The 21,109-nt window shown below is 68.1% G+C and carries 17 protein-coding genes, 1 tRNA gene and 1 pseudogene; 3 read left to right on the forward strand and 16 right to left on the reverse strand.

Annotated elements, in window-relative coordinates; all coding sequences use genetic code 11:
• Positions 1–375: 375 nt before the first annotated feature.
• From WI697_RS06540 to WI697_RS06600, 13 genes and pseudogenes are all read right to left on the reverse strand, one after another.
• Entirely contained in the window at positions 376–762 is a 387-nt protein-coding gene (locus WI697_RS06540) for a gamma-glutamylcyclotransferase (protein WP_345957881.1), read from the reverse strand.
• A pseudogene (locus WI697_RS06545) lies at positions 689–838 on the reverse strand (Arm DNA-binding domain-containing protein); the annotation flags it as partial. The gene WI697_RS06540 and the pseudogene WI697_RS06545, both read right to left, overlap by 74 nt.
• A 292-nt stretch (positions 839–1,130) precedes the next feature.
• Entirely contained in the window at positions 1,131–2,678 is a 1,548-nt protein-coding gene (guaA, locus tag WI697_RS06550; protein ID WP_345957882.1) for a glutamine-hydrolyzing GMP synthase, read from the reverse strand.
• 124 nt (positions 2,679–2,802) lie between these two features.
• Positions 2,803–3,879 carry a DMT family transporter gene (locus WI697_RS06555; RefSeq protein ID WP_345957883.1) on the reverse strand — a complete coding sequence of 359 codons (1,077 nt, stop codon included), beginning with the start codon at positions 3,877–3,879 and terminating at the stop codon, positions 2,803–2,805.
• Between the two features lie 102 nt (positions 3,880–3,981).
• The gene (locus WI697_RS06560) at positions 3,982–4,839 is read right to left on the reverse strand and encodes an alpha/beta fold hydrolase (protein WP_345957884.1); all 858 of its coding nucleotides are present in this window, start codon (positions 4,837–4,839) and stop codon (positions 3,982–3,984) included.
• Between the two features lie 82 nt (positions 4,840–4,921).
• Positions 4,922–6,613 carry a uracil-xanthine permease family protein gene (locus WI697_RS06565; protein WP_345957885.1) on the reverse strand — a complete coding sequence of 564 codons (1,692 nt, stop codon included), beginning with the start codon at positions 6,611–6,613 and terminating at the stop codon, positions 4,922–4,924.
• 207 nt (positions 6,614–6,820) lie between these two features.
• Positions 6,821–7,270, reverse strand: coding sequence for an MgtC/SapB family protein (locus WI697_RS06570; RefSeq protein WP_345957886.1), 450 nt, complete (start codon positions 7,268–7,270; stop codon positions 6,821–6,823).
• Between the two features lie 82 nt (positions 7,271–7,352).
• Complete coding sequence (locus tag WI697_RS06575; RefSeq protein ID WP_345957887.1) at positions 7,353–7,988, reverse strand: hypothetical protein; 636 nt, start codon at positions 7,986–7,988, stop codon at positions 7,353–7,355.
• On the reverse strand, positions 7,985–8,659 hold the full coding sequence (locus WI697_RS06580) for a hypothetical protein (protein WP_345957888.1): 675 nt from the start codon (positions 8,657–8,659) through the stop codon (positions 7,985–7,987). The genes WI697_RS06575 and WI697_RS06580 overlap by 4 nt, the downstream gene beginning before the upstream one ends.
• A 95-nt stretch (positions 8,660–8,754) precedes the next feature.
• Entirely contained in the window at positions 8,755–10,107 is a 1,353-nt protein-coding gene (locus WI697_RS06585; protein WP_345957889.1) for an RsmB/NOP family class I SAM-dependent RNA methyltransferase, read from the reverse strand.
• A gap of 128 nt (positions 10,108–10,235) precedes the next feature.
• A complete protein-coding gene (gene guaB / locus WI697_RS06590; RefSeq protein ID WP_062767895.1) occupies positions 10,236–11,693 on the reverse strand; it encodes an IMP dehydrogenase in 1,458 nt (485 codons plus the stop codon).
• A gap of 249 nt (positions 11,694–11,942) precedes the next feature.
• A complete protein-coding gene (locus tag WI697_RS06595; RefSeq protein WP_062767897.1) occupies positions 11,943–12,761 on the reverse strand; it encodes an RlmE family RNA methyltransferase in 819 nt (272 codons plus the stop codon).
• Between the two features lie 49 nt (positions 12,762–12,810).
• Positions 12,811–14,133 carry a Ppx/GppA phosphatase family protein gene (locus tag WI697_RS06600; RefSeq protein WP_345957890.1) on the reverse strand — a complete coding sequence of 441 codons (1,323 nt, stop codon included), beginning with the start codon at positions 14,131–14,133 and terminating at the stop codon, positions 12,811–12,813.
• A 287-nt stretch (positions 14,134–14,420) separates the two neighbouring features.
• Here WI697_RS06600 and WI697_RS06605 point away from each other — a divergent pair.
• Both WI697_RS06605 and WI697_RS06610 read left to right on the forward strand, forming a co-directional pair.
• Positions 14,421–14,494: transfer RNA gene (locus WI697_RS06605), tRNA-Gln, on the forward strand.
• Between the two features lie 116 nt (positions 14,495–14,610).
• Complete coding sequence (locus WI697_RS06610; protein ID WP_345957891.1) at positions 14,611–15,417, forward strand: thioesterase II family protein; 807 nt, start codon at positions 14,611–14,613, stop codon at positions 15,415–15,417.
• Positions 15,418–15,430: 13 nt separating this feature from the next.
• Here WI697_RS06610 and WI697_RS06615 read toward each other — a convergent pair whose 3' ends face one another.
• Positions 15,431–17,245 carry an AMP-binding protein gene (locus WI697_RS06615; RefSeq protein ID WP_345957892.1) on the reverse strand — a complete coding sequence of 605 codons (1,815 nt, stop codon included), beginning with the start codon at positions 17,243–17,245 and terminating at the stop codon, positions 15,431–15,433.
• A 147-nt stretch (positions 17,246–17,392) separates the two neighbouring features.
• A complete protein-coding gene (locus WI697_RS06620) occupies positions 17,393–18,346 on the reverse strand; it encodes a cation diffusion facilitator family transporter (RefSeq protein WP_345957893.1) in 954 nt (317 codons plus the stop codon).
• A gap of 101 nt (positions 18,347–18,447) precedes the next feature.
• Between WI697_RS06620 and WI697_RS06625 the strand changes: the two genes are divergently transcribed.
• Positions 18,448–18,924, forward strand: coding sequence for a cysteine hydrolase family protein (locus tag WI697_RS06625; protein ID WP_345957894.1), 477 nt, complete (start codon positions 18,448–18,450; stop codon positions 18,922–18,924).
• A 7-nt stretch (positions 18,925–18,931) separates the two neighbouring features.
• On the opposite strand, the gene WI697_RS06630 is transcribed toward WI697_RS06625, so the two are convergent.
• A complete protein-coding gene (locus tag WI697_RS06630; protein ID WP_345957895.1) occupies positions 18,932–20,866 on the reverse strand; it encodes a sigma-54-dependent Fis family transcriptional regulator in 1,935 nt (644 codons plus the stop codon).
• Positions 20,867–21,109 lie beyond the last annotated feature (243 nt).

The raw sequence follows: 21,109 nt of genomic DNA on the forward strand, positions 1-21,109 counted from the left end.
TCAAGCGCTGTTTGCCACTTGATCAGCGTTCCTGACCACTCGGAAACCGTCATTGGCCCTGCCTCCCCATGCTGGAACGCAGAGAATCACGGCTTTCCTAAAAACGCAACTGTAGTACTAGAAGACCAGCTCAAGGGGAGTAAAAGTCGAGGGTGAAATCCACCACTCCGAAAGCCACAACGGCAACCTCCGCTTAACCCGGCTCCCGAGGCGGAACTGTCAGGTGATTACCCTCTCTGTACAAATGGTGCCGACACTTTCCACGATAGGCAGGGAGCACCCCGGAAAAGCACAGAGATTTCCTGAAAGTGCGAAGAGCCTCTTGATCGTTGTTTCCGATGGTCCCAACAAATATATCTTCCAATCGCTTCGCATCTAATTCAGTCCTGCATAAGTCTGGAGGCCACCCGCATGGCGAGGATAGCTGCATAAATTGGGCTGCCCGATCACGGAACGCGCCATTCGCTCCCTCGGGACTCGGGCGACGGGGGCATCCTCGACAGCTTCAACGTTTGCGACGCATTCATCGTTATAGTCCTGCGGCAGGCCGTGCTCCCGTCCGCCAGTCAAGATGTGATCCTTATACCAACTGTAGGGCTTGAGGCTTTCGTCGATCGCTTCGTTCGAGGCGATATAGGTCGGGACCTTCCGCCTGCGTCCCTTGTCATTGACGACCCTCACCAAGCTAGACCGTCTCGCGTCGACCATTAAACCGATAGCCCAACCTGAACGAGAGCACGCCAGATGGCGCAACGCGCACATACATGCCGTCGTGGTCCGTCACCTTGTACATTTTCTCTTTTGGTCTCAGCGCTTTGATCGCTGTATTCGTCAACATGCTATACCACCTCCCAAAAAGCACCGTCAGGCGTTTTTTGGGGGGCTCTCGTCGGAAAAGCCTCCGTATTGTCAGCAACTTAGCGTAAAAAAAGTACCGTCAGGAGCCTCATCTGCCCTGACGGTACTTTCAAGTCTCGCCGCGATCAATATGGCCGAGGCCCGTCAACGGGGCCGACGGCCGCGACTTTTGTCCACCGACAGGCATCGATAGATGCCGACAGAATATTTATTTTATCAGGGAGTTAGATCGCACCCTAGCGTAGCTTCGGATATGCCCGGATGGGCAAAAATCACTCCCACTCGATCGTTCCAGGCGGCTTCGACGTCACGTCATAGGTCACCCGGTTGATGCCCTTGACCTCGTTGATGATCCTGTGCGCCACATGGCTCAGGAAGGCGTGGTCGAAGGGGTAGCTGTCAGCGGTCATGCCGTCGGTGGAGGTGACGGCGCGCAGCGCGCAGACATTGTCGTAGGTGCGGCCGTCGCCCATCACGCCCACCGAGCGGACCGGCAGCAGCACCGCGAAAGCCTGCCAGATCGCGTCGTAAAGGCCGGCATTGCGGATCTCTTCAAGATAGATCCGGTCGGCCTTGCGCAGGATGGCGAGGCGGTCTTCGGCCACGGCGCCCAGCACGCGGATGGCGAGGCCCGGTCCCGGGAAGGGATGGCGGCCGACGAAGCCGTCGGGCAGGCCCAGTTCGCGGCCGAGGTCGCGGACCTCGTCCTTGAACAGTTCGCGCAGCGGCTCGACGAGCTTCATGTTCATGCGCTCGGGCAGGCCGCCGACATTGTGATGCGACTTGATGGTCACGCTCGGGCCGCCGGTGAACGAGACCGATTCGATCACGTCGGGGTAGAGCGTACCCTGGGCCAGGAACGAGGCGCCGCCGATCTTCTTCGCTTCCGCCTCGAACACGTCGATGAAGGTCGCGCCGATGATCTTGCGCTTGCGCTCGGGATCGTCCACGCCCGCCAGCTTTTCGAGGAAGAGCGGGCCGGCATCGACATGGACCAGCGGAATGTTGAAGGCGCCGCGGAACAGGTCGACCACCTGTTCGGCCTCGCCCGAGCGCAGCAGGCCGGTGTCGACGAAGACGCAGGTCAGCTGGTCGCCGATCGCCTCGTGGATCAGCTTGGCCGCAACCGCGCTGTCGACGCCGCCCGACAGGCCGCAGATCACCCGCTCGCGGCCCACCTGCTCGCGGATGCGCGCGATCGCGCTCTCGCGGAAGGCGGCCATGGTCCAGTCGCCTGGGCAGCCGCAGATGTCGCGGACGAAATGACCGATCAGCTTCGCCCCATCGGGGGTGTGCACCACCTCGGGGTGGAACTGCACGCCGAAGAAGCGGCGGGCATCGTCGGCGATGGCGGCGAAGGGCGCGCCGTCCGAGGTGCCGACCACGCGGAAGCCCTCGGGCAGCGCGGTCACGCGGTCGCCATGGCTCATCCACACCTGATGGCGCTCGCCCGGCGCCCAGACGCTGTCGAACAGCGGGCAGGCATCGCGGACATCGACATAGGCGCGGCCGAATTCGCGGTGATCATCGGCCTCCACCCGGCCGCCCAGCTGATCGACCATGGTCTGCTGACCATAGCAGATGCCGAGCACCGGCACGCCCAGGCGGAAGACCACGTCCGGCGCACGCGGCGTCGCCGCCTCGGTCACCGATGCGGGGCCGCCCGACAGGATCACGCCTGCGGGTGTGAAAGCCTCGATCCACGCGGAATCGACGCTGAACGGCTTGATTTCGGAATAGACCCCCGCCTCGCGCACACGGCGCGCGATCAGCTGCGTCACCTGGCTGCCGAAGTCGAGGATCAGGATGCGGTCGGTCATCGCGCCTCCTGAGGGTCGGGGCGGTGCCGCCGGACCATCGCGCCGGCCACCGCCCGGTGGAGCGGAGAGAACCACGACCGGGCCGGTTTGGCAAGGGCGCAGACGGCGCGGGCGGCCCATGCGCTCAGCCGCGGACCACCTCGCTCTCCTCATCGCCGGCACGATCTGCGCACGCGGCCCGGGCAACCGCCCGGCGGGCCATGCGCGCATGCTCCCACGAGATCATCAGCACGCTGGCGAGCACCACGACGAAGCCGGCCAGATGCACCATGCGGAACGGCTCCCCCAGCAGGATGTAGGACAGTACCAGCGCCGAGACCGGCATCAGCGCCATGAAGCCCGCCGCCACGGCCCCCTGCACCCGGGCCAGCCCGGCATACCAGAGCCAGTTGCCCATGGCGAGGGTGCCGGCACCGTACCAGACCGCCGCCGCCCAGGCCTCGCCCCCCACCGCGCGCGGGGTGAAATCGGGCAGCTGCCAGAGCGCCAGCGGCAGGAAGACGATCAGCGCCATCCAGGCCGAGAGCGCCGCGACGAGCACCGGATCCACCCGCTGCGCCGCCAGCTTGCCGAGCAGGGTATAGGCGACCTGGCAGCACACGGCGGCGAAGACCAGCAGCATGCCGATCCAGCCCGGCCCGCCACTACCGCCATTGCCCCCCTGGCCGCCCTGGCCGCCGCCACCGGCCCCCTCGCCCGCGACACCCCCGGCGCCCAGCTGCAGCACCAGGACGCCCGCCACCGCCAGCGCCACCGCAACCACCGTCCGCCAGCTCACCCGATCCTTCAGCACCAGAACCGAGGCGAGCGCCGTCACCGCGGGCGTGGTGCTCATCACCACCGAGCCTTCGATCCCTGAGACCATCTGCATGCCGTAGAGCATGAAGACGGTAAAGCCGACCATGCCGAAAGCCGAAATGAAGACGATCAGCCACCAGCTCCGCCGGTCGATCGCGGCCAGCGCCTTGCGTCGCCGGATGATCACCGGCAACAGCAGCAGGGCGCCGATCACCGCCCGCAGGCTGCCGGCCACGAAGACCGGCATCGCCGCGGTCACGATCCGGGCGACCGGCGTCGCCGAGCCGAACAGGACCATCGCCAGGGCGAGTTCCGCCAGGGCACGCCGCGTGCTGCCCGATGCCTGGTCACCCTGCGGATCGGCGGCGCGCGTGGCCGCCTTCCGGCCGGTTCCCTCCGTCATGAAACCTCCTCGATCGCCGATACCGGGAGTGGCATCGGGTCGGGAGCAACGAACAGCGAAACCGAGTGTTCCTTGCGATCGATCGACTACGGTTGTACCCGTTCAGGCTGCCCCGGCGGTGGCGGCCGGGGTGCCGAGAAAGCCTGCGAGCACGGCGTTGAAAACCTCCGGCGCCTCGATGAACGGGAAATGCGCCCCGCCATCGGCTTCGTTAAGGATCACCAGTTCGGCCTCGGGCAGCCGGTCGCAGATCCAGATCTGCGAGCGGATGTCGACATGGCTGACCCGGCCGCCGATCACCAGCACGGGAACGTCGAACCGCGCGAACACATCGCGCCAGTCGATCGAACAATGATCCGCGAACAGCGCGGCGATGCTGCGTGCCACCGGCCTCAGATTTTCGTCCAGCAGGAAACGCCGCAGCTCCGACGGGATCCCCGGCGTGATCATGCCGTCGAGAAAGGCCTCCCGCGCCGCCGCACTGTCGGGCCCCGCCAGCTGGCTCGCGATGCCGATCATGGTCGCGGCATCGAACAGGGCGCCGGCATCGGCCGCTTCGTCGTCGGTCATGCCGGCCTGACGCATCACCGAGGCAGGTTCGTCGACGAAGACGCAGCGGTCGATCCGCCCGGTGCCGAAAAGATCGACATAGGCCCAGAGCACCGAGGCCCCCATCGACCAGCCCAGAACAGTCGCCCGCCGGATGTCTTCCCGCTCGATCAACTCGGCCAGATCGGCCGCAAAACGGTAGATACGATGGCCGTGGGCACAGTCGGGCGAGCTGCCATGCCCGCGAAAATCGGGCGCGATCACCCGCCGGGTGCCGGCGAACTCCGCGATCTGATGCCGGAACATCGCCGCCGACTGCGCCCAGCCATGCAGCAGGATCAGCACCTCGCCGGCCCCCTCGTCGACATAGCGGATGGTGGCGCCATCCGAGGTGAGCATGGATTTGTGCATGGACTTTCCCTCCCGCCTCCCTGCGGCCCGTTGAGTGGGCCTGGTTGTCATCAGGGCATGTCCGATTGTACGAGCGCGACCCTCACTGTTCCACGACACACAGAATTTCATGCCGGCCGTCGGGCAGGCGCCGGCGGACCAGGCGGTCGGCGAGGCGTGTCATCAGCGCCAGCACGACGCCGTTCATCACCCCGTCTTCGTCGACATGATCCTCGAGGCTCGGCTGCGGTCCGGGTTCGAGCGCCGTCCCCGTCCAGCTCAGCGACACTTCCAGGCGGTATTCATCCATGCGCGTGGTCACCGCGATCGGGCTTGCGCCGGCGAGCGCCGGGGCTGCATGGCTGAATTCGTCGGCCAGCTGGACGAGCCGCAGCATGGCATCGGCGCGCACGCCGCCGGCCTCGCCACTTTCGCGCAGAAAATCACGCAGCGGCGCGAAGCCGTCGGCGGGCTGCCAGGCGAATTGCCGGGTCGTCCGGCTGCCGATCCGCAGGGCCGCATTCAACACCAGCGCGGTCAGCAGGCCGAGCACCAGGGACGAGGTCACCACCGGCTGCAAAATCTCGGGCAGATTGTCGGCATAGAAGCCGGGCATCTGATCGAACGAGACCCAGAGCAGCAGGCCGATGCCGATGACGAGGGTCCGCCGGGCGTCCAGCATGCGCTGGCCCAGGATGGAGATCCCCGCCAGGACCACGAAGCACGACGCAAAGAGCAGCGCCGCCCCCAGCACGCCGGGCGGAATCGCCAGCACGAAGGTGGCGGAGCCGGGCAGGAAGGCGAGCAGCACCCAACCCAGCCCCGCGGCCACGGCAACCCGGCGCGCCCGAATGCCGGTGACGACCGAAAGGCCGACGCTGGCGGAATAGGTGTTGGTTCCGAACGTCCCGATCAGCCCGGCAAACACGCTGCCGATGCCGTCGGCCAGGACGCCGGCCTCGATATTGGGATAGTCGGGCCGCTTCCAGTCGCGATCGCCGGCCTTCTGGCTGGCGACGATGTCACCGAAGGCCCTGAGCGTACAGGCGAGTGCACCGACCAGAAAGCCCGGCAGGGCCGTGATCTCGAAGTCGGGCACCACCAGCGGCCAGCGAATCATTTCAAACGGGGCCACGCTATCGGCCAGGGGCAGCCCCATGATCCAGCTGGCGCCGAAATAGGCCATGCTTCCGACGGCCAGCCCGATCAGCACGGCCAGATTGCGGAGGCGCGCCCCGCCCCAGACCGACAGCCCCACCATCACCGCCAGCCCCAGAACCGCCGTGCCGGTGCCGCGCGGTTCAAGCGGTTGCGGCCGGCCGATCCCGGTCATCAGCTTGAACGCAACGATGCCCAGGATGATGCCGATCATGAACACCACCAGACCCACGATCTCGATCGAGAGATAGGGCCGCAGACGGCCGATCAGTCGGCTGAGCACGATCTGGGCGAGGCCCGCGGCAATCGTGAGCCCGGCAACCGCCTCGAGCCCGCCGATACGCGCCGCCTGAAGCGCCGGCGGCAGATAGGCTGCGGCGAACACCGCCGGCAGCAGAAAGCCGCTGCCGATCCCGGTCCGCCCGAACAGCTTCCCGCCCCAGGCCTGGATCAGGGTCGCCACCCCCATCGCCAGCATGCAGAGCTGCATGTAATGGCCCTGCATCGCGGCATCGGCCCCCGCCGCCTGGGCGACCAGCAGCGGAAACACCAGCGTCACGGCCATCAGCCCCATATGCTGGGCGGCGGCGGCCAGAACCACGGGCAGCGGCGGTTTTGCAAGCCGGTCATAGACCATGGGACCGGCCCTCCCCCGCTTCCGCCCGCCGCGCGGTTTCGGTTGCCCGCCAGGTTGCGTTTGCCCGCCACCGGCTATCCCGGTTTCGTTGCCGGATCCGGACCATTTGCCACCCCCTGATCATTTTTTACCAGAAGATCGGGAGTCGGCACGGCTGGCAAGCCCCGGAAGACCGCCGGGCAACGGATATCGAGGGGTGTCGGCGCGCTATTGTTCTTCCTTGTCGCTGCCGGGGATGAATCTGGACAGGATCCGGACCAGGGTCACGATCACCACCCCCAGCCCCACGCCGACGGCGACCAGCCGCATCTGCCCCGCGCCCGAGGCGATGCCGATGGCCGCGGCAAGCCAGATATTGGCGGCCGATGTCAGGTTATGGACGGCGGATTTCGAGACGAAAATCGCCCCGGCGGCCACGAAACCGATCGCCTGGGCCAGCCCCTGAACCACGCGCAGCGGGTCCAGATCGGGCTGCCCCGAGGCCCGCAGGTCGTCGTAAAGGATCAGCGCCGACACCGTGATCAGCGCCGAACTCATCGCCACCAGCGCATGGGTACGGATGCCGGCCGAAATCCCGCGCAATTCGCGGTCGAGGCCCAGCAGCAGACCGGCGGCGGTGGCGATGCCGAGGCGAAGGATGATTTCTGAGGTGTCCATGACGACGGCGTTGACAGGCGGCCGGATAGCGGACCGCTTCACGGATCCTGGAATGTCCGGGCCGGTCGCCGTCACCTGCGGATCATGTGGCAGCAGAATCCGACCCTGTCTCCACCACGAAACCCGCCGCCCGCGCAATTGTTCCCACATCATCGAGCACGGCTGCGCCGGCGCCCGGCCTGATCGAGACAATCCGGCATGCCCGGCCTTCGTCTTCGGGGCGGACAACCGCGATGACGCCTTCCGACACCAACACCTGCCGCCGATCAGGCGTCAGCCCTTCCCGCGGCCCCAGGACGCGAAAGATGCGCGGCGATGGCGGCGGACCATTCCGCGCCGACAGAAAACAGATCTGGGCACCGTCACTCCAGGATGCATCGCGGGTGATGATGTCGGCAACGACATCGGCATCCATGGCCGACCGACACACCGGCCGTGGCAAACCACGCAGTCGATCGACCAGTCGCTGAAACCGGCCTTCCGGCATTGCAGCGGCAAGATCGCCGCCCGGCAGTTGCACCCAGCCATGCCCCGATGGGGTAGGGTCCTGCCATCCGATCAACGTCACCCGGGCGTGGCGAACCAGCCCTTCCGCAAGCACCGCGGCCACGATCGCCGGAAGACCGGCATCCGGCGGCGGTGGATCAATCTGCCATTGCAGCCAGTGGTCATCTCCGGCCGCAAGCTGCCGGATGGAGACGGAGACGATCCGGGTCATCCCTGCACCATCTCCGGCAAGGATCGAAAGCTGGTGCCATTAAGCCACTGATACACCCGCGCACCCAATGCGGCACCGGCCCGGTAGCTCAGGCCCGCTCCAATAATGCACCCGCCTATACCGCCTGCGGCCAGCGCCGCCGGCCCTGCTGCCAATGTCAGAGCTGCACCAGCGCTGCCCCCAACTCTGCAGCCGACCCAGGCAAGAGCCCAAGCGGATACAACCTCTGTCGCACGTCTTATTGGTTGAGAGGCTTGCACAATCGATATGCCATCCAATGTTGCACCAACCAGCACCAGTACGCGCCCAAAATATTTATAAGACTTAGTAGCTAAATAAAATGTCCTTCCAGACTCTCCAAGCGGGACGTGATTCTCGATGCCGAATACAGCTTTCGTGCCTTTCTGATTCCAGTGAAACTCCCATGATTTGCTTCTGGCATTGTAGCCGTAGTCAAGCCTGAGATGCCTGCGACCCGTGCGGTCCTGGAAATGGATGCTCGACGTAGTGCCCCCTTTTGGCCGCCATTGAGTTGGCCACCGCGGTCTGAATTCTACGGCTAGCCCATGAGTAGCCGGGATCGGGATCCGGATCGCGGCGCCGATCCCCAGAGCTGCCGGTATTTCGCCGTGCAGCGGAGGAACCGCAATTTCAGTAGCATCGTTTTCCATGATACGCCTCTGGAACCAAAACTACTTATAGTTTTGCAGAGGCGCAGCTATTCCCTCGTAATCTTATCATGGCAAAAAATGGGCCGACCGGGCGCTCAGCCGCCCGCCGCCTCCCCCTGCACCGCCTCGGTCGGCGCCGGGTCGGCGATGCGTTCGAAGGCGACGGCATAGAAGCCGTCGGTGCCGTGGGTGGCGGGGTCGAGCGCGAGATCGGGGCCGTCGAGCTTCAGCGCGGCGGCCAGATCAGCGGGCAGGATCTCGCGGGCGTCGAGCCGGCGGAATTCGCTGCCATGGCTGGCGAGGAAGGCCTCGGCACGCGCCTCGTTCTCTTCGGGCAGCAGCGAGCAGGTGGCATAGACGATCCGCCCGCCGGTCTTCACCAGCCGGGCGGCGCTTTCGAGGATGCGGCCCTGCAGCTCGGTCAGCTCGGCGATGGTTTCCTCGGTCAGCTTCCACTTGGCATCGGGCGCGCGGCGCCAGGTGCCCGAGCCGGTGCAGGGGGCATCGACCAGCACCCGATCGAACTTCAGCTTGTGGCGGCGGACCCACGGGTCGCGCTCGTGCTTCAGGGCGCGGCGCTCGATATTGTGCACGCCGGCACGGCGCATGCGCTCGGACATCCGCTCCAGCCGCGCTTCCGAGATGTCGAGCGCCATGATCCGGCCCTTATTGGCCATGGTGGCGGCCATGGCCAGCGTCTTGCCGCCGGCGCCGGCGCAGAAATCGGCAACCTGATCGCCCGGCCGGGCATCGACCAGCAGGGCCACCAGCTGCGAGCCTTCGTCCTGGACTTCGGCCAGGCCGTTGCTGAAGGCGCGGGTGTGGAAGATCGGCATGCGCCGGGCGAGCCGGAGGCCCATCGGCGAGAACGGGGTCGGCTCGGCCTCGACGCCTTCACGTGCCAGCTGCTTCGCCACCTCGTCACGATCGGCCTTGATGCCGTTGGCGCGCAGATCGACCGGCGCCGGCGTATTCATCGCCTCGCCCAGCGCTTCCAGCCGGTCGCCGAACCGGGCCATCAGCCGGTCGGCGGCGATGCCCGGAAGGTTCAGGCGCACGGCGCGGGGCTGGCCTTCCACCGCCAGATCCTGGCCATGGAGCATCTGCACGGCCATCTGTTCGATGTCCGACAGCTTCGAGGGGCCGTGGGTCGAGCCGTCGAACAGGGTCGGCATCTCGTTGCCGGTGCGGTGGTCGATCAGCATCAGCGCCACGATCACCAGGCTGCGCGCCCGCGCCGGCAGGCCGACGCGCGCCGCCCACCATTCCAGCCGCTGCTTTTCGCGCAGCGAGGCATAGACCGCCTCGACGATCCAGCCGCGATCCTTGGAGCCGACATAACGCCGGCCGCGCAGCCAGTGGGCGATGACCTGATCGGCAGGACGGGTTTCGCGCAAAACGGTGTCCAGAAGCTCGATCGCGGCATCGACACGGGCGGCGGGGGTCATGGGGCTCTGGCTCCTGAACGGATGACGGCGGGACGATGACAGGCAGGGAATGAATGACCGATCGGGGCGCACGACCATCGGCCGCCCGCCCCGATTGGAAAAGTCGTCAGTCGGGTGACCGGATAACGTCAGCCCTGGCGATAGTTCGGCGCCTCGCGGGTGACGGTCACGTCATGGACATGGCTTTCGCGCAGGCCCGCGCCGCTGATCCGGACGAAATTCGCCCGCTCCTGCAGATCGGTGATGGTCGGGCTGCCGGTATAGCCCAGCGCCGCGCGCAGACCGCCGACCAGCTGGTGAACGACGCCGGCGACCGGGCCCTTATAGGGGACCATGCCTTCCACGCCTTCCGGCACCAGCTTCAGCGTGTCCTTGATTTCCTGCTGGAAATAGCGGTCGGCCGAGCCGCGGGCCATGGCACCAACCGAGCCCATGCCGCGATAGGATTTGTACGACCGGCCCTGATAGAGCACCACCTCGCCCGGCGCCTCGTCGGTACCGGCCAGCAGCGAGCCCATCATGGCCGCATTGGCACCGGCGGCCAGCGCCTTGGCCAGATCGCCCGAGAACTTGATGCCGCCATCGGCGATCACCGGCACGTCGCGCTTCTTCGCCACCTCGGCGCAATCCATGATCGCGGTCAGCTGCGGCACGCCCACGCCCGCCACCACACGGGTGGTGCAGATCGACCCCGGGCCGATGCCGACCTTCACCGCATCGGCACCGGCGGCGATCAGCGCCTCGGCGGCCGCGGCAGTGGCGATATTGCCGGCGACGACGTCGAAATCGCCCTTCATCTGGCGGATGCGCTTCACCGCCTCGACCACGCCACGGCTGTGGCCATGGGCGGTATCGACCACCAGCAGGTCGACGCCGGCGGCGATCAGCGCCTCGGCGCGGCCGACGCCGTCGGGGCCCACACCCACCGCGGCACCGACGCGCAGCCGGCCCTGATCATCCTTGCAGGCATTCGGGAAGGCCTGGGCCTTCTCGATATCCTTCACCGTCATCAGGCCGACGCAGCGATACTGGTCGTCGACGACGATCAGCTTCTCGATCCGGTAGCGGTGCAGCAGGCGCTTGGCCTCGTCGCGGGTCACGTTCTCGGTGACCGTGACCAGGTTCTCGCGGGTCATCAGCTCGTGCACCGGCTGGCGCGGATCGGTCGCAAAACGCACATCGCGGTTGGTCAGAATCCCGACCAGCTTGCCCGAGGCCTCGGTGACCGGAATGCCGCTGATCTTGTGGCGGTTCATCAGCTCGTGGGCATCGGCCAGGCGCGCATCCGGGCGGATGGTGACCGGGTTGACGACGATGCCGGCCTCGAACTTCTTGACCTTGGCCACCTCGCCCGCCTGGGCGTCGACGTCGAGGTTCTTGTGGATGACACCCAGGCCGCCCAGCTGCGCCATGGCGATCGCAAGGCCGCTCTCGGTGACGGTGTCCATGGCCGCCGAAACCAGCGGGATGCCCAGTTCGATGTTGCGGGTCAGGCGGGTCGCCGTCTGCACCTGAGCGGGCAGCACGTCCGATTCGCCCGGAACGAGCAGGACGTCGTCAAAGGTGAGGGCTTCACGAATGGTCATCGGTTTCCAGCCTCGCGTTCTCGGCCGTGGGCGCCCGGCCGGCATACGCGCGCCGGCCCGGCGGGTACGCGGAAAACCCGGATCGATCAGGCCGGGCAGACCGTGATCGGGCCGAGTGTGGCGGGGTGAACAGCGCGTACCGTGTATGGGCGCGCAATATACACCGATGCGGCCGCGCTTGAAGCCGGTTTCTGTTCCGCCGGACGCAGGGCCGCCCTTCGTGCGGCGCATGCACCCGGAACGATCGTTTCAGTCCTCGGCGGCACCCCCGCCCTGGCGCGCCCGCTCGGCCGCGGCGACCTCGGGCCGGAAACCCTGGGCGATCACATACATCTCGGAACTTTCCGGCCGGCTGGCCGCCGGCTTCATGTGCTTCACCGTGCGGAACAGCCGCTGCATGCGCTTCACCAGCTCGCCCTCGGCACCGCCACGGAAGACCTTGGCGACGAAGGCGCCGTCTTCCGCCAGCACCTCGGCGGCGAAATCCAGCGCGATCTCCAGCAGATGCATGATCCGCAGATGATCGACCTGCGGATGGCCGCTGGTCTGGGGCGCCATGTCCGACAGCACCAGGTCGGCCGGCCCGCCCAGCGCCTGTTTCAGAAGGTCCGGGGCGGCATCGTCCAGGAAGTCGAGCTGGATCAGCGTCGCATGCTCGATCGGCTCCACCGGCAGCAGGTCGATGCCCACAACCCGGCCACCGCCCGCGCGGCCCGCCTTCGTCCGGTCCACGGCGATCTGGGTCCAGCCGCCGGGGGCGGCGCCCAGATCCACGACCCGCTGCCCCGGCTTCAGCAGCCCGTATTTCTCGTCCAGCTGCAGGATCTTGAAGGCCGCGCGCGAGCGGTATCCCTCGCGCTTCGCCGCCACGACATAGGGGTCGTTCAGCTGCCGCTCCAGCCAGCGGGTGGACGAGGCCGACCGCCGCCCGGCCGTGCGGACCCGCTGCTTGACCATGCGCTGGCCGGCGATCGGATCGCCGCCGCCGCCGCCACTGCGTCCGGCCCGGCCGGTACCGCCGCGTCCCGATCCGTTACGGCCGCCGCGGCCGCCATTGCCCGTCGTCATGGGGATGGATCTCCCGTTATGCCTTGCCAGGGGGCAGCCGATATCCGGTTCAGCGGCCGTGCCGCCCGCCACGCCGCCCCGGCCGGCGGCGGCTGGCCCGATGGGCCGCGATCATCTCGTAGAGCATGCCTTCGCGCAGGCCCCGATCGGCGACGGTGAGCGACGCCACCGGGAAGGCATCACAGACGCCTTCCAGGATCGCCGCCCCGGGCACCACCAGATCGGCGCGCGAGCGCCCGACGCAAGGATGCCGCCCGCGATCGCCAAGGTCCATGGCCCTCAGCCGCTCGGCCGTTTCCCGCATCGCCGCCACCGCCACCTCGCGGCCGTCGACCTGATCGCGATCATAGCTCGCCAGATCGAAATGCACGCCGGCAAGTGTGGTCAGCGTGCCGCTGGTGCCCACCAGCTGCACGGCACCATCGGCGATATGACGGTCCAGGTCGACCCGCGCGACCAGCTCGGCCAACCGGCCCGAGACCTCGGCGCGCATCGCCCGATAGGTGTCGGGCGGCACGTCGCCGCCGCCGAAACGATCGGCCATGGTGACCACACCCAACGCCAGCGACACCCAGTCCACCCGACGCAGCCCGCCGGGCGCCTCGGGATCGGGGGCGATCACCGTCAGTTCGGTAGAGCCGCCGCCGATATCGACCACGATCACCCGCCGGGCGCCGCGATCGATCAGCGGTGCGCAGCCGATCACCGCCAGCCGGGCTTCCTCGTCGGCGGGAATGATCTCGAGATCGAGCCCAGCCTCGTCGCGCACCCGCGCCCGGAATTCCGTGGCATTGCCGGCCCGGCGGCAGGCCTCGGTCGCGACCAGCCGCACGCCGGCCAGCGGCCAGCGGCGCAGCTTGGCGGCACAGACCTTGAGCGCACGGAGCGTGCGGTCCATCGCCGCCTCCAGCAGCACCCCGCCCGCCTCTACGCCCTCTCCCAGCCGGGTGATGCGCGAAAAGCTGTCCAGCACGACGAAATCCTCGCCGGACGGCCGCGCGATCAGCAGGCGGCAGTTGTTGGTGCCAAGGTCCAGGGCCGCGAAGGGCGGCACCGACGGCCGCGCCGCCGGATAGCCGCGGTCATGCCGCAGGTCACCCGCCTGAGAGGGCGCCGCCGGCGGGGCCGCCTTCTGACCATCGACCCGTGCTGCCTTTTGCGGTGATGACGTTGCGGGTTTCGGACGCGCCCGTACCGGCTCCGCCACCGGGGCGGCAGGCGGCAGGGGCGCGGCGGCAGGCGGCGGCACGGCAGGCGGGGGCGGCGGCACGGTCGCCGGGGCGCCGGCTGCTGCGGCCTTCTGCCGGCCGCGACGCGCCCGCCTCCGCCGCCGCGACTGTCGCGCGGCACGGTCGTCAGGTGTCTCGGTCACTGCTCTTCCCGTCCGCGGAAACCGGATCCCGGCTCCGCGTCGTTGACTTGAAAGAAATATCTCGCCGATCCGTCATGAACCGGCCGTCCCTGCCGTTCTACCGCCTTTCCATCCGCTTTGAAAGCGCCGCCATGGGGCCGGCGCCGGCCGCGGCGTGGTTTCAGGCCCGGGCAAAAAATGCGCGAAGCCCGCTTGACATCACGAAGCCGTCTTATTAGGTTCCCCAACACGACGAGGGCGGTACAAAACACTGCCCGGCGGACGCGAAAGCGACACCGCAATCCTGATGGGGGATCGTCTAGCGGTAGGACTACGGACTCTGACTCCGTCAGCCTAGGTTCGAATCCTAGTCCCCCAGCCAGTACTGAAAGGCCCGGTTCTTCGGAACTGGGCCTTTTGCATTTCATGTCGCAACTGCGGCATGATATCGGGCACCTCGTCGTCGAGGGAAGGTTGTCCAGGGAAGGGCTGCGCCCCGTGATTGCTCTGCGTCCGCCACCGGCCCGCTGGGCCCGTGTCGATCCCGCCGGCTGGCTGGTCCGGCCACTCGCCGCTGACGGCGGCACGCCACCCGGTCTCCGCCTGGTGTGCTTTCCCCATGCCGGCGGCGGGCCCGCCGCCTTCAGGCCCTGGGCCCTGGTCGCGCGTCAGGATGCCGCCGTCATGGCGGTCCAGCTGCCGGGCCGCGAACAGCGGGCGGCCGAAGCGCCGGTGGCATCGATCACCGCCGCCGCCGATGCGGTGACGGCTGCACTGCTCGCCTGCGACGACGGCCTGCCCCTGGTGCTGTACGGCCACAGCATGGGGACACTGGTTGCCCTGGAAGTGGCGCACCGGCTTCACGCCGCCGGCCGAACGCCACGGCTGCTGGCGGTGGGTGCGCGGATCCCGCCCGATCAGGCCAGCCGTGCCGCAGCCCTGCTCGACCTGGATGACGACGGCTTCTTCGATACCGTCGACCGGCTCTACGGCGGAACGCCGGTTGCGGTGCGCAACGATCCATCGCTGCGGGCCCATTATCTGCGGCTGATGCGCGCCGATTTCGCCATCGGCAGCCGGCTGCCGGCAGCCACCATCGACCGGCCGCCCCTGCCCTGCCCGATCCTGGCGCTTTCGGGCGCCGACGACAGGGCGGCCCCGCCGGCGGCGATGGCCGGCTGGGCCGCATTCACGGCCGGCGGTTTCAGCGCCGTCACCCTGCCGGGCGGCCACTTCTTCGCCATCGAATGGCCGCGTCCGGCAGTGGCCCGGATCCTGGCGGCGGCCAGGAACCCGGCCGACTGACAAGAACGCGGCGTCAGGCGCGTGCCCGGGTGTCGCCGCCGGCCGCGTCCCATTTCGCCTTCTCTTCGGCGACCAGTTCCTTCTTCGACAGCTTGCCCACGGGCGTCTTCGGCAGTTCCTCGCGGTATTCCACCGCCGCCGGCATCTCGTGCCGGCCCAGCTTGTCGGCCAGATAGCTGCGCCAGCCCTCGATATCCATCTCCTCCGCCCCGGGCTTCAGCTTCACGAAGGCCTTGGCCGACTGGCCGCGATAGGCATCGGGCACGCCGATGACGATCACCTCCGACACCGAGGGATGCTCGTAGATCGCCTCTTCGATCACCCGCGGATAGACGTTGAAGCCGCCGGACAGGATCATGTCCTTCTTGCGGTCCACCAGATACAGATAGCCCTTCTCGTCCATATAGCCGACATCGCCGGTGTGGAAGCGGCCGCCGGCAAAGGCCTCGGCCGTGGCGTCCGGGCGCTTCCAGTAGCCCTTCATCACATTGGGGCCGCGAATGCACAGCTCGCCGGTCTGGCCGGGCGGCAGCAGCCGGTCCGGATCGTTCAGGTCCACGATTTCCAGGATGAGCCCGGGCAGCGGCAGGCCGCACGACCCGCGTGGCGTGCGATAGCCGTCCCGCGCCTGACTGGCGGTCCCGGCGGGTGAGGTTTCGGTCATCCCCCAGCCTTCCAGCACGGGAATGCCGGTCGCCCGTTCGAAGGCATCCCGCACCTCGACCGGCAGCGGCGCCCCACCCGACGCACAGGTCTTCAGCGCCGAGAGATCGGTCTGCCGGAACTCGGGCAGCGCCAGCATGGCGGTGTACATGGTGGGCACGCCGGGGAAGATGGTCACCTTGCAGGCAGACAGATCGCGCAGCACCGTGGCCGCGTCGAAACGCGGATGCAGGATCACATGCCAGCCCGCATCGACCGCCCGCAGGAAGCAGGGGGACAGCGCGTAGATATGGAACAGCGGCAGGACCAGCAGCATGGTCTCTTCGCCGCGCTTCAGCAGCGCATCCTCTCCGGTCATCGTCCAGGCATGCTGCATCTCCGTCGCCACCATCAGATTGGCGTGGGTCAGCATCGCGGCCTTGGGCACGCCGGTGGTGCCGCCGGTATATTGCAGCACCGCCACCTCTTCGGCCGGATCGGCAATCACGGCCGGCGTCACCGGATCGGTACAGGCGATGATGTCCTGATAGTCACGCACCCGTGGGTCGTCTGGCAGCGGGACCGGCCCGTCGCCGGGCAGACCGTCGGGTCGCCGGGCCATCACCAGCGTGCCGAGCCCGGTCTCGTCGGCCAGCTTCAGCGCGGTCTCGGCAAAGGGCGGCAGGGCCAGGGTCACCAGCACGGCGACCTCGCCGTCCTCCACCTTGTGGCGCAGCTCGCGCAGTGCGTCGAGCGGGCTCATATTCACCACGATCGCGCCCAGCTTCATCGCGGCGAAGAACATGATCGGATAGACCGGCGTGTTGGGCAGATAAAGCCCCAGCTGCCGCCCCGGCCCCACCCCCAGCCGCGCAAGCCCCGCCGCCGCACGGTCCGACAGCCGGTCGATCTCGGCATAGGTGAAGCTGGTCTCGCCGAAGGACACCATCGGCTTCGGGCCGAATTCGGCCACGGCCGAGGCCAGGACCGTCGTCACCGCCCGCGGCCGCCAGGGCAGCCGCCAGTCGATGCCCGGCGGATAGCTCGATGCCCAATAGGGCACAGGCTCGTCGGTGACCGGGACATTGGCGCCGGTGGTCTCGGGATGACGGGACGACTGCGTCATGCGGCCCTCTTCGGCTGGGGTTTCCTCGCGGGCGGGGACGGCATCGCGTATGGCCGTCACCTCGTTCTTCTGAAAACAGTGTTACCGCCACCCCGGGCACGCGCAATGATCTTTTATGCCGGTGATTTTCCGCGGAATATGCGAGGGTATATCTACCGCAAATGCGAAAAAGATTTCCGCACTGCGTCAAAATGCAACAGGCATCGATCAGTCGACGGCGAAGGGATGGATGGTCACCCGGCTTGCCGGAACCATCGCCTCGATCTCTGCGCCGATCCGGCGGGTGCGGGCGGCGATCTCGCCGATCGAGAGATCCGCGGCGAAGCCAAGCTCGATCTCCACCACCGCCTGACCGCCGGCCCGCCGGGTCCGGATGCGGCCCAGATCGTCATACAGGTCGAAATGCCGGGCCAGCGCCGTCACCACCGGCATGTGGACCTCTTCGCCGCAGGCGGCATCGATCAGCTCGCCCAGCGCATTGCGCATGATCTGGAACCCCCACCAGGCCATGGAGGCCACGATCAGCAGGCTGGCGACGGGATCGATCCAGCCCCCGGCCGGATGGCCGGCCATCGCCCAACCCAGGCCCAGTGCCACGACCATCAGCAGGTTCGACGTCACCTTGTCGACGAACAGGCGGGCCTGCGCCTTCAGCAAGGGCGACGGGTCGGATGTCACTGCCCGGCGCAACCGGGCCAGAATGGTGGCGTTGACCACCAGATAGACGCCGTTGACCGCAAGCCCCAGCGCCACCGCCGGGCCGGTCGGGGCCGATGCCCCTTCGACCAGATCGATGACCGCCAGCGTGATCACCAGCATCATCGACAGCACCAGGAAGATGCCGGTCCCCGCGGCCGCCAGGCTTTCCAGCCGCTCCAGCCCGTGTTCCAGGCGGATCGGCCGCCCCTGCCGCGCAAGCCGGGCCACGGTCCAGGCCACCGCCAGCGAGGCGGTATCGAGCATCGACAGCAGGAAATCGGCCAGAAGCGCCACCGAAGACGAGCCGAAGGCCGCCACCGCGGTCAGCGCCAGCATCGGCAGGGCCGAGATGATCGCAGCCCGGGCCACCCGCTCCCGCAGTGCCAGGCGATCGACCGTCACAGGGGTGGCGGATACCGGAGGTGCGTCCGGGGCCTGATCGGCCGAAGATGTCGTCGTCACGGAAATGGCACGTCCCCCGGGTTTACAGCTCCGCGCTCATTAGCCGATCATCGCACGGTCGAACACCCGCCCAGAGTGCAGAAAGATCAACGGCCGTCAACATGTCCAACCCGTCCGCCGCCCTGCTCGTCGTCGACGTCCAGGAAACCTTCGCGCCCTCGGCCGCGCTGGTCGACCGGATCGCCGCCCTTGCCCGCCGCTACCCGTCGGTTGCGACCATCGAACTCCACGACGAAACGCAGGTGCCGTTCGCGGCCCAGATCGGCTGGACACCGCAGACCAGCGACCGCTGTCTGGTTCCGGTCGACCGGGTGTTCGTGAAACATGGCTATCTGCCGCCCGATGCCGCCATCCGGCATCTGGCGGCGCTGAAGCCCGCGCAGGTGCTGGTGGCCGGCATCCAGGCGGATACCTGCGTGATGGCCGCGGGCTTCCGGCTGTTCGATGCCGGGCTGCACCCCACCCTGCTCAGCTTCGCGGTTCGCGGTTCGTCGGCCGATCCGGATGCCGCCATGGCCCGCAAGCTCTGGGTGCATCATTTCCGCAAGGTCATCGACGATCCGGCCGACCTGCCCTGAGCCCTCGTCAACCGCCCGGCCGCCGGATGCCGTGGCGGCGCAGCTTCTCGTAAAGCGTGCTCTTGGCGATGCCCAGCCGGCGGGCGGTCGCAGCAAGGTTCCAGCCGGTTTCGGTCGCCGCGGCCAGGATCGCCTGAACCTCGGCCTCGTCCAGGCTGACCGCCGTCTCTGCCGGCTGCGGCCGCAGGACATGGCCGGCCCCGATCGTGGCCGGCAGATCGGCGGCCTCGATCCGGTCGGCAAGGGTCAGGATGGTCGCCTGTTCGATCACATTGCGCAGCTCGCGGACATTGCCGGGCCAGTCATGGGTGGCGAGCCTGGCCAGCGCCTCGTCCGAGGGCGGATGGCGGACCAGCCCGTGGCGCCGGGCGGCCGACGCGGCGAAATGACAGGCCAGCCGGGCGATGTCGGGGCCGCGTTCGGCCAGCGGCGGCAGGGTGATGGCGGTGACCGCGATCCGGAAATAGAGATCGGCGCGGAACCGCCCGGCCGCGACCTCGGCCGGCAGGTCGCGATGGGTGGCGGCGATCAGCCGCACGCGGACCGGCCGCTCATGCGCCTCCCCCACCCGGACCACCGCCCCCTGCTCCAGCACGCGCAGCAGATGGGCCTGCAGCTCGGCCGGCATCTCGCCGATCTCGTCCAGGAACAGCGTGCCGTCATGGGCCGCCTCGAACTTGCCGGCCATGCCGCCCTTGCGCGCGCCGGTGAAGGCGCCCTCGGCATAGCCGAACAGCTCCGTCGCCAGAAGATCGCGGGCCAGCGCGCCGCAATTGACCGCAACGAAGGCGCCCTGCCCCACCGCACTCGCCCGATGGATCGCCCGGGCGAAGACCTCCTTGCCGGTGCCCGTGGGGCCGGTCAGCAGAACCGGAACCTCCACCCCGGCCAGGCGCCGGGCGGTGGCCTTTGCCTTGATCATCGGCGGGCTGTCGCCGATCACCTCGTCGAAGGGGTCGGCCGGCCGCTCGCAGGTCGGGGGCGGGGCCAGATCGCGCGCCCGCGCCCCGCCGGGCAGATGCGGCCGGCCCTGCGGCACCACACAGACCGCCCCGATCCGGCGCGCGGCATCGAAAACCGGCTCGGCGGCTTCGATCTTCAGCCAGTCGGGCAGCGCCGTGCCGCCGGTGGCGGTCCGTGCCGGATCCAGCGCCATCTCCTTCAGCAGCCGCCGGGCGCGATCGCCGATCCGCACCGGCCGGCCGCGATGATCGAAAACCACCAGCCGGTCCATCGGCCAGCGCTCCTCGCTCAACACCGCCTCGATCAGCCGGGCGCGCAGGTTCAGATCGCGCTTGGCGATCCGCCCCTCGATCCGCCCCGCCGCCGTTACCGCCAGCGCCAGGCAATGGGCGTTATGGGCGCCCGAAAGCCCTGAGATATCCAGCACGCCAAGCGCCGTGCGGTCCACCGGATCGCGGATCACCGCCGCCGAACAGGTCCACTGCTTGATGCCGGCGCAGAAATGCTCCACCGCATGGATCTGCACGGGCGCCCCCAGGGCCAGCGCCGTGCCGATCGCATTGGTGCCGCTTGCGGTCTCGGTCCAGTCCGCGCCCGGCATCAGACGGATCACCTCGCCCCGGTCGCGGGTGCGGCCATCGCCTTCGACATCCAGCACCACCCCGTCGGGATCGGCCAGCACCATCATGGTGCCGGTCTCAGCCAGGAAGGCGCGGGCATCGCCCATCACCGGGGCGGCGGCACCGCGCAGATCCTCGGCACGCTCCCGGCGCAGGCCCAGCCGGTCTTCGGAACAGACCAGCGGCGCCTCGCGTCCGGCCGGGTCGACGCCGGTCTTCAGGCAGCGGCGCCAGCTGTTTTCGACCAGATCCCGCACCCCGGCGACGGCGCGGGCATCACCGGTGACCAGCGTCTCCCAGGCGTCGAAAACCGACGGCACGGACGGCGGATCGCCCGGGGGTTGGGTTTCCCCTTGCATGACGGCGTCCTCCCCAACACGGATTTTTATCGTTGGGACAGCAGCTTGCACCACTCTCCCACGACCTGTCCACCCGCCTCGATACCGCAGGGCGCACCCATCCGCGCGAGAGGCGTCCGGTTTCCGGACGCCCGACCGACATCCGGACGGCCGCACGCGACCGGTGCGTCCGCGAAACGGCACCGCAACAGAATCCGCAATCCGATATGCCATAAGGCTTTGCGAAGATTTCGCCCGTCTGGC

The sequence above is a fragment of the Tistrella mobilis genome (genome assembly GCF_039634785.1).
In the GTDB taxonomy this organism is placed as follows: domain Bacteria; phylum Pseudomonadota; class Alphaproteobacteria; order Tistrellales; family Tistrellaceae; genus Tistrella; species Tistrella mobilis.

Coding starts and splice junctions, on each gene's coding strand:
- WI697_RS06570 (WP_345957886.1), bottom strand. CDS start 7,270: ATGGACACCTCAGAAATCATCCTTCGCCTCGGCATCGCCACCGCCGCC.
- WI697_RS06630 (WP_345957895.1), bottom strand. CDS start 20,866: ATGCAAGGGGAAACCCAACCCCCGGGCGATCCGCCGTCCGTGCCGTCG.
- WI697_RS06575 (WP_345957887.1), bottom strand. CDS start 7,988: ATGACCCGGATCGTCTCCGTCTCCATCCGGCAGCTTGCGGCCGGAGAT.
- guaA (WP_345957882.1), bottom strand. CDS start 2,678: ATGACCGACCGCATCCTGATCCTCGACTTCGGCAGCCAGGTGACGCAG.
- WI697_RS06555 (WP_345957883.1), bottom strand. CDS start 3,879: ATGACGGAGGGAACCGGCCGGAAGGCGGCCACGCGCGCCGCCGATCCG.
- WI697_RS06625 (WP_345957894.1), top strand. CDS start 18,448: ATGTCCAACCCGTCCGCCGCCCTGCTCGTCGTCGACGTCCAGGAAACC.
- WI697_RS06580 (WP_345957888.1), bottom strand. CDS start 8,659: ATGGAAAACGATGCTACTGAAATTGCGGTTCCTCCGCTGCACGGCGAA.
- WI697_RS06585 (WP_345957889.1), bottom strand. CDS start 10,107: ATGACCCCCGCCGCCCGTGTCGATGCCGCGATCGAGCTTCTGGACACC.
- WI697_RS06560 (WP_345957884.1), bottom strand. CDS start 4,839: ATGCACAAATCCATGCTCACCTCGGATGGCGCCACCATCCGCTATGTC.
- WI697_RS06595 (WP_062767897.1), bottom strand. CDS start 12,761: ATGACGACGGGCAATGGCGGCCGCGGCGGCCGTAACGGATCGGGACGC.
- guaB (WP_062767895.1), bottom strand. CDS start 11,693: ATGACCATTCGTGAAGCCCTCACCTTTGACGACGTCCTGCTCGTTCCG.
- WI697_RS06540 (WP_345957881.1), bottom strand. CDS start 762: ATGTGCGCGTTGCGCCATCTGGCGTGCTCTCGTTCAGGTTGGGCTATC.
- WI697_RS06565 (WP_345957885.1), bottom strand. CDS start 6,613: ATGGTCTATGACCGGCTTGCAAAACCGCCGCTGCCCGTGGTTCTGGCC.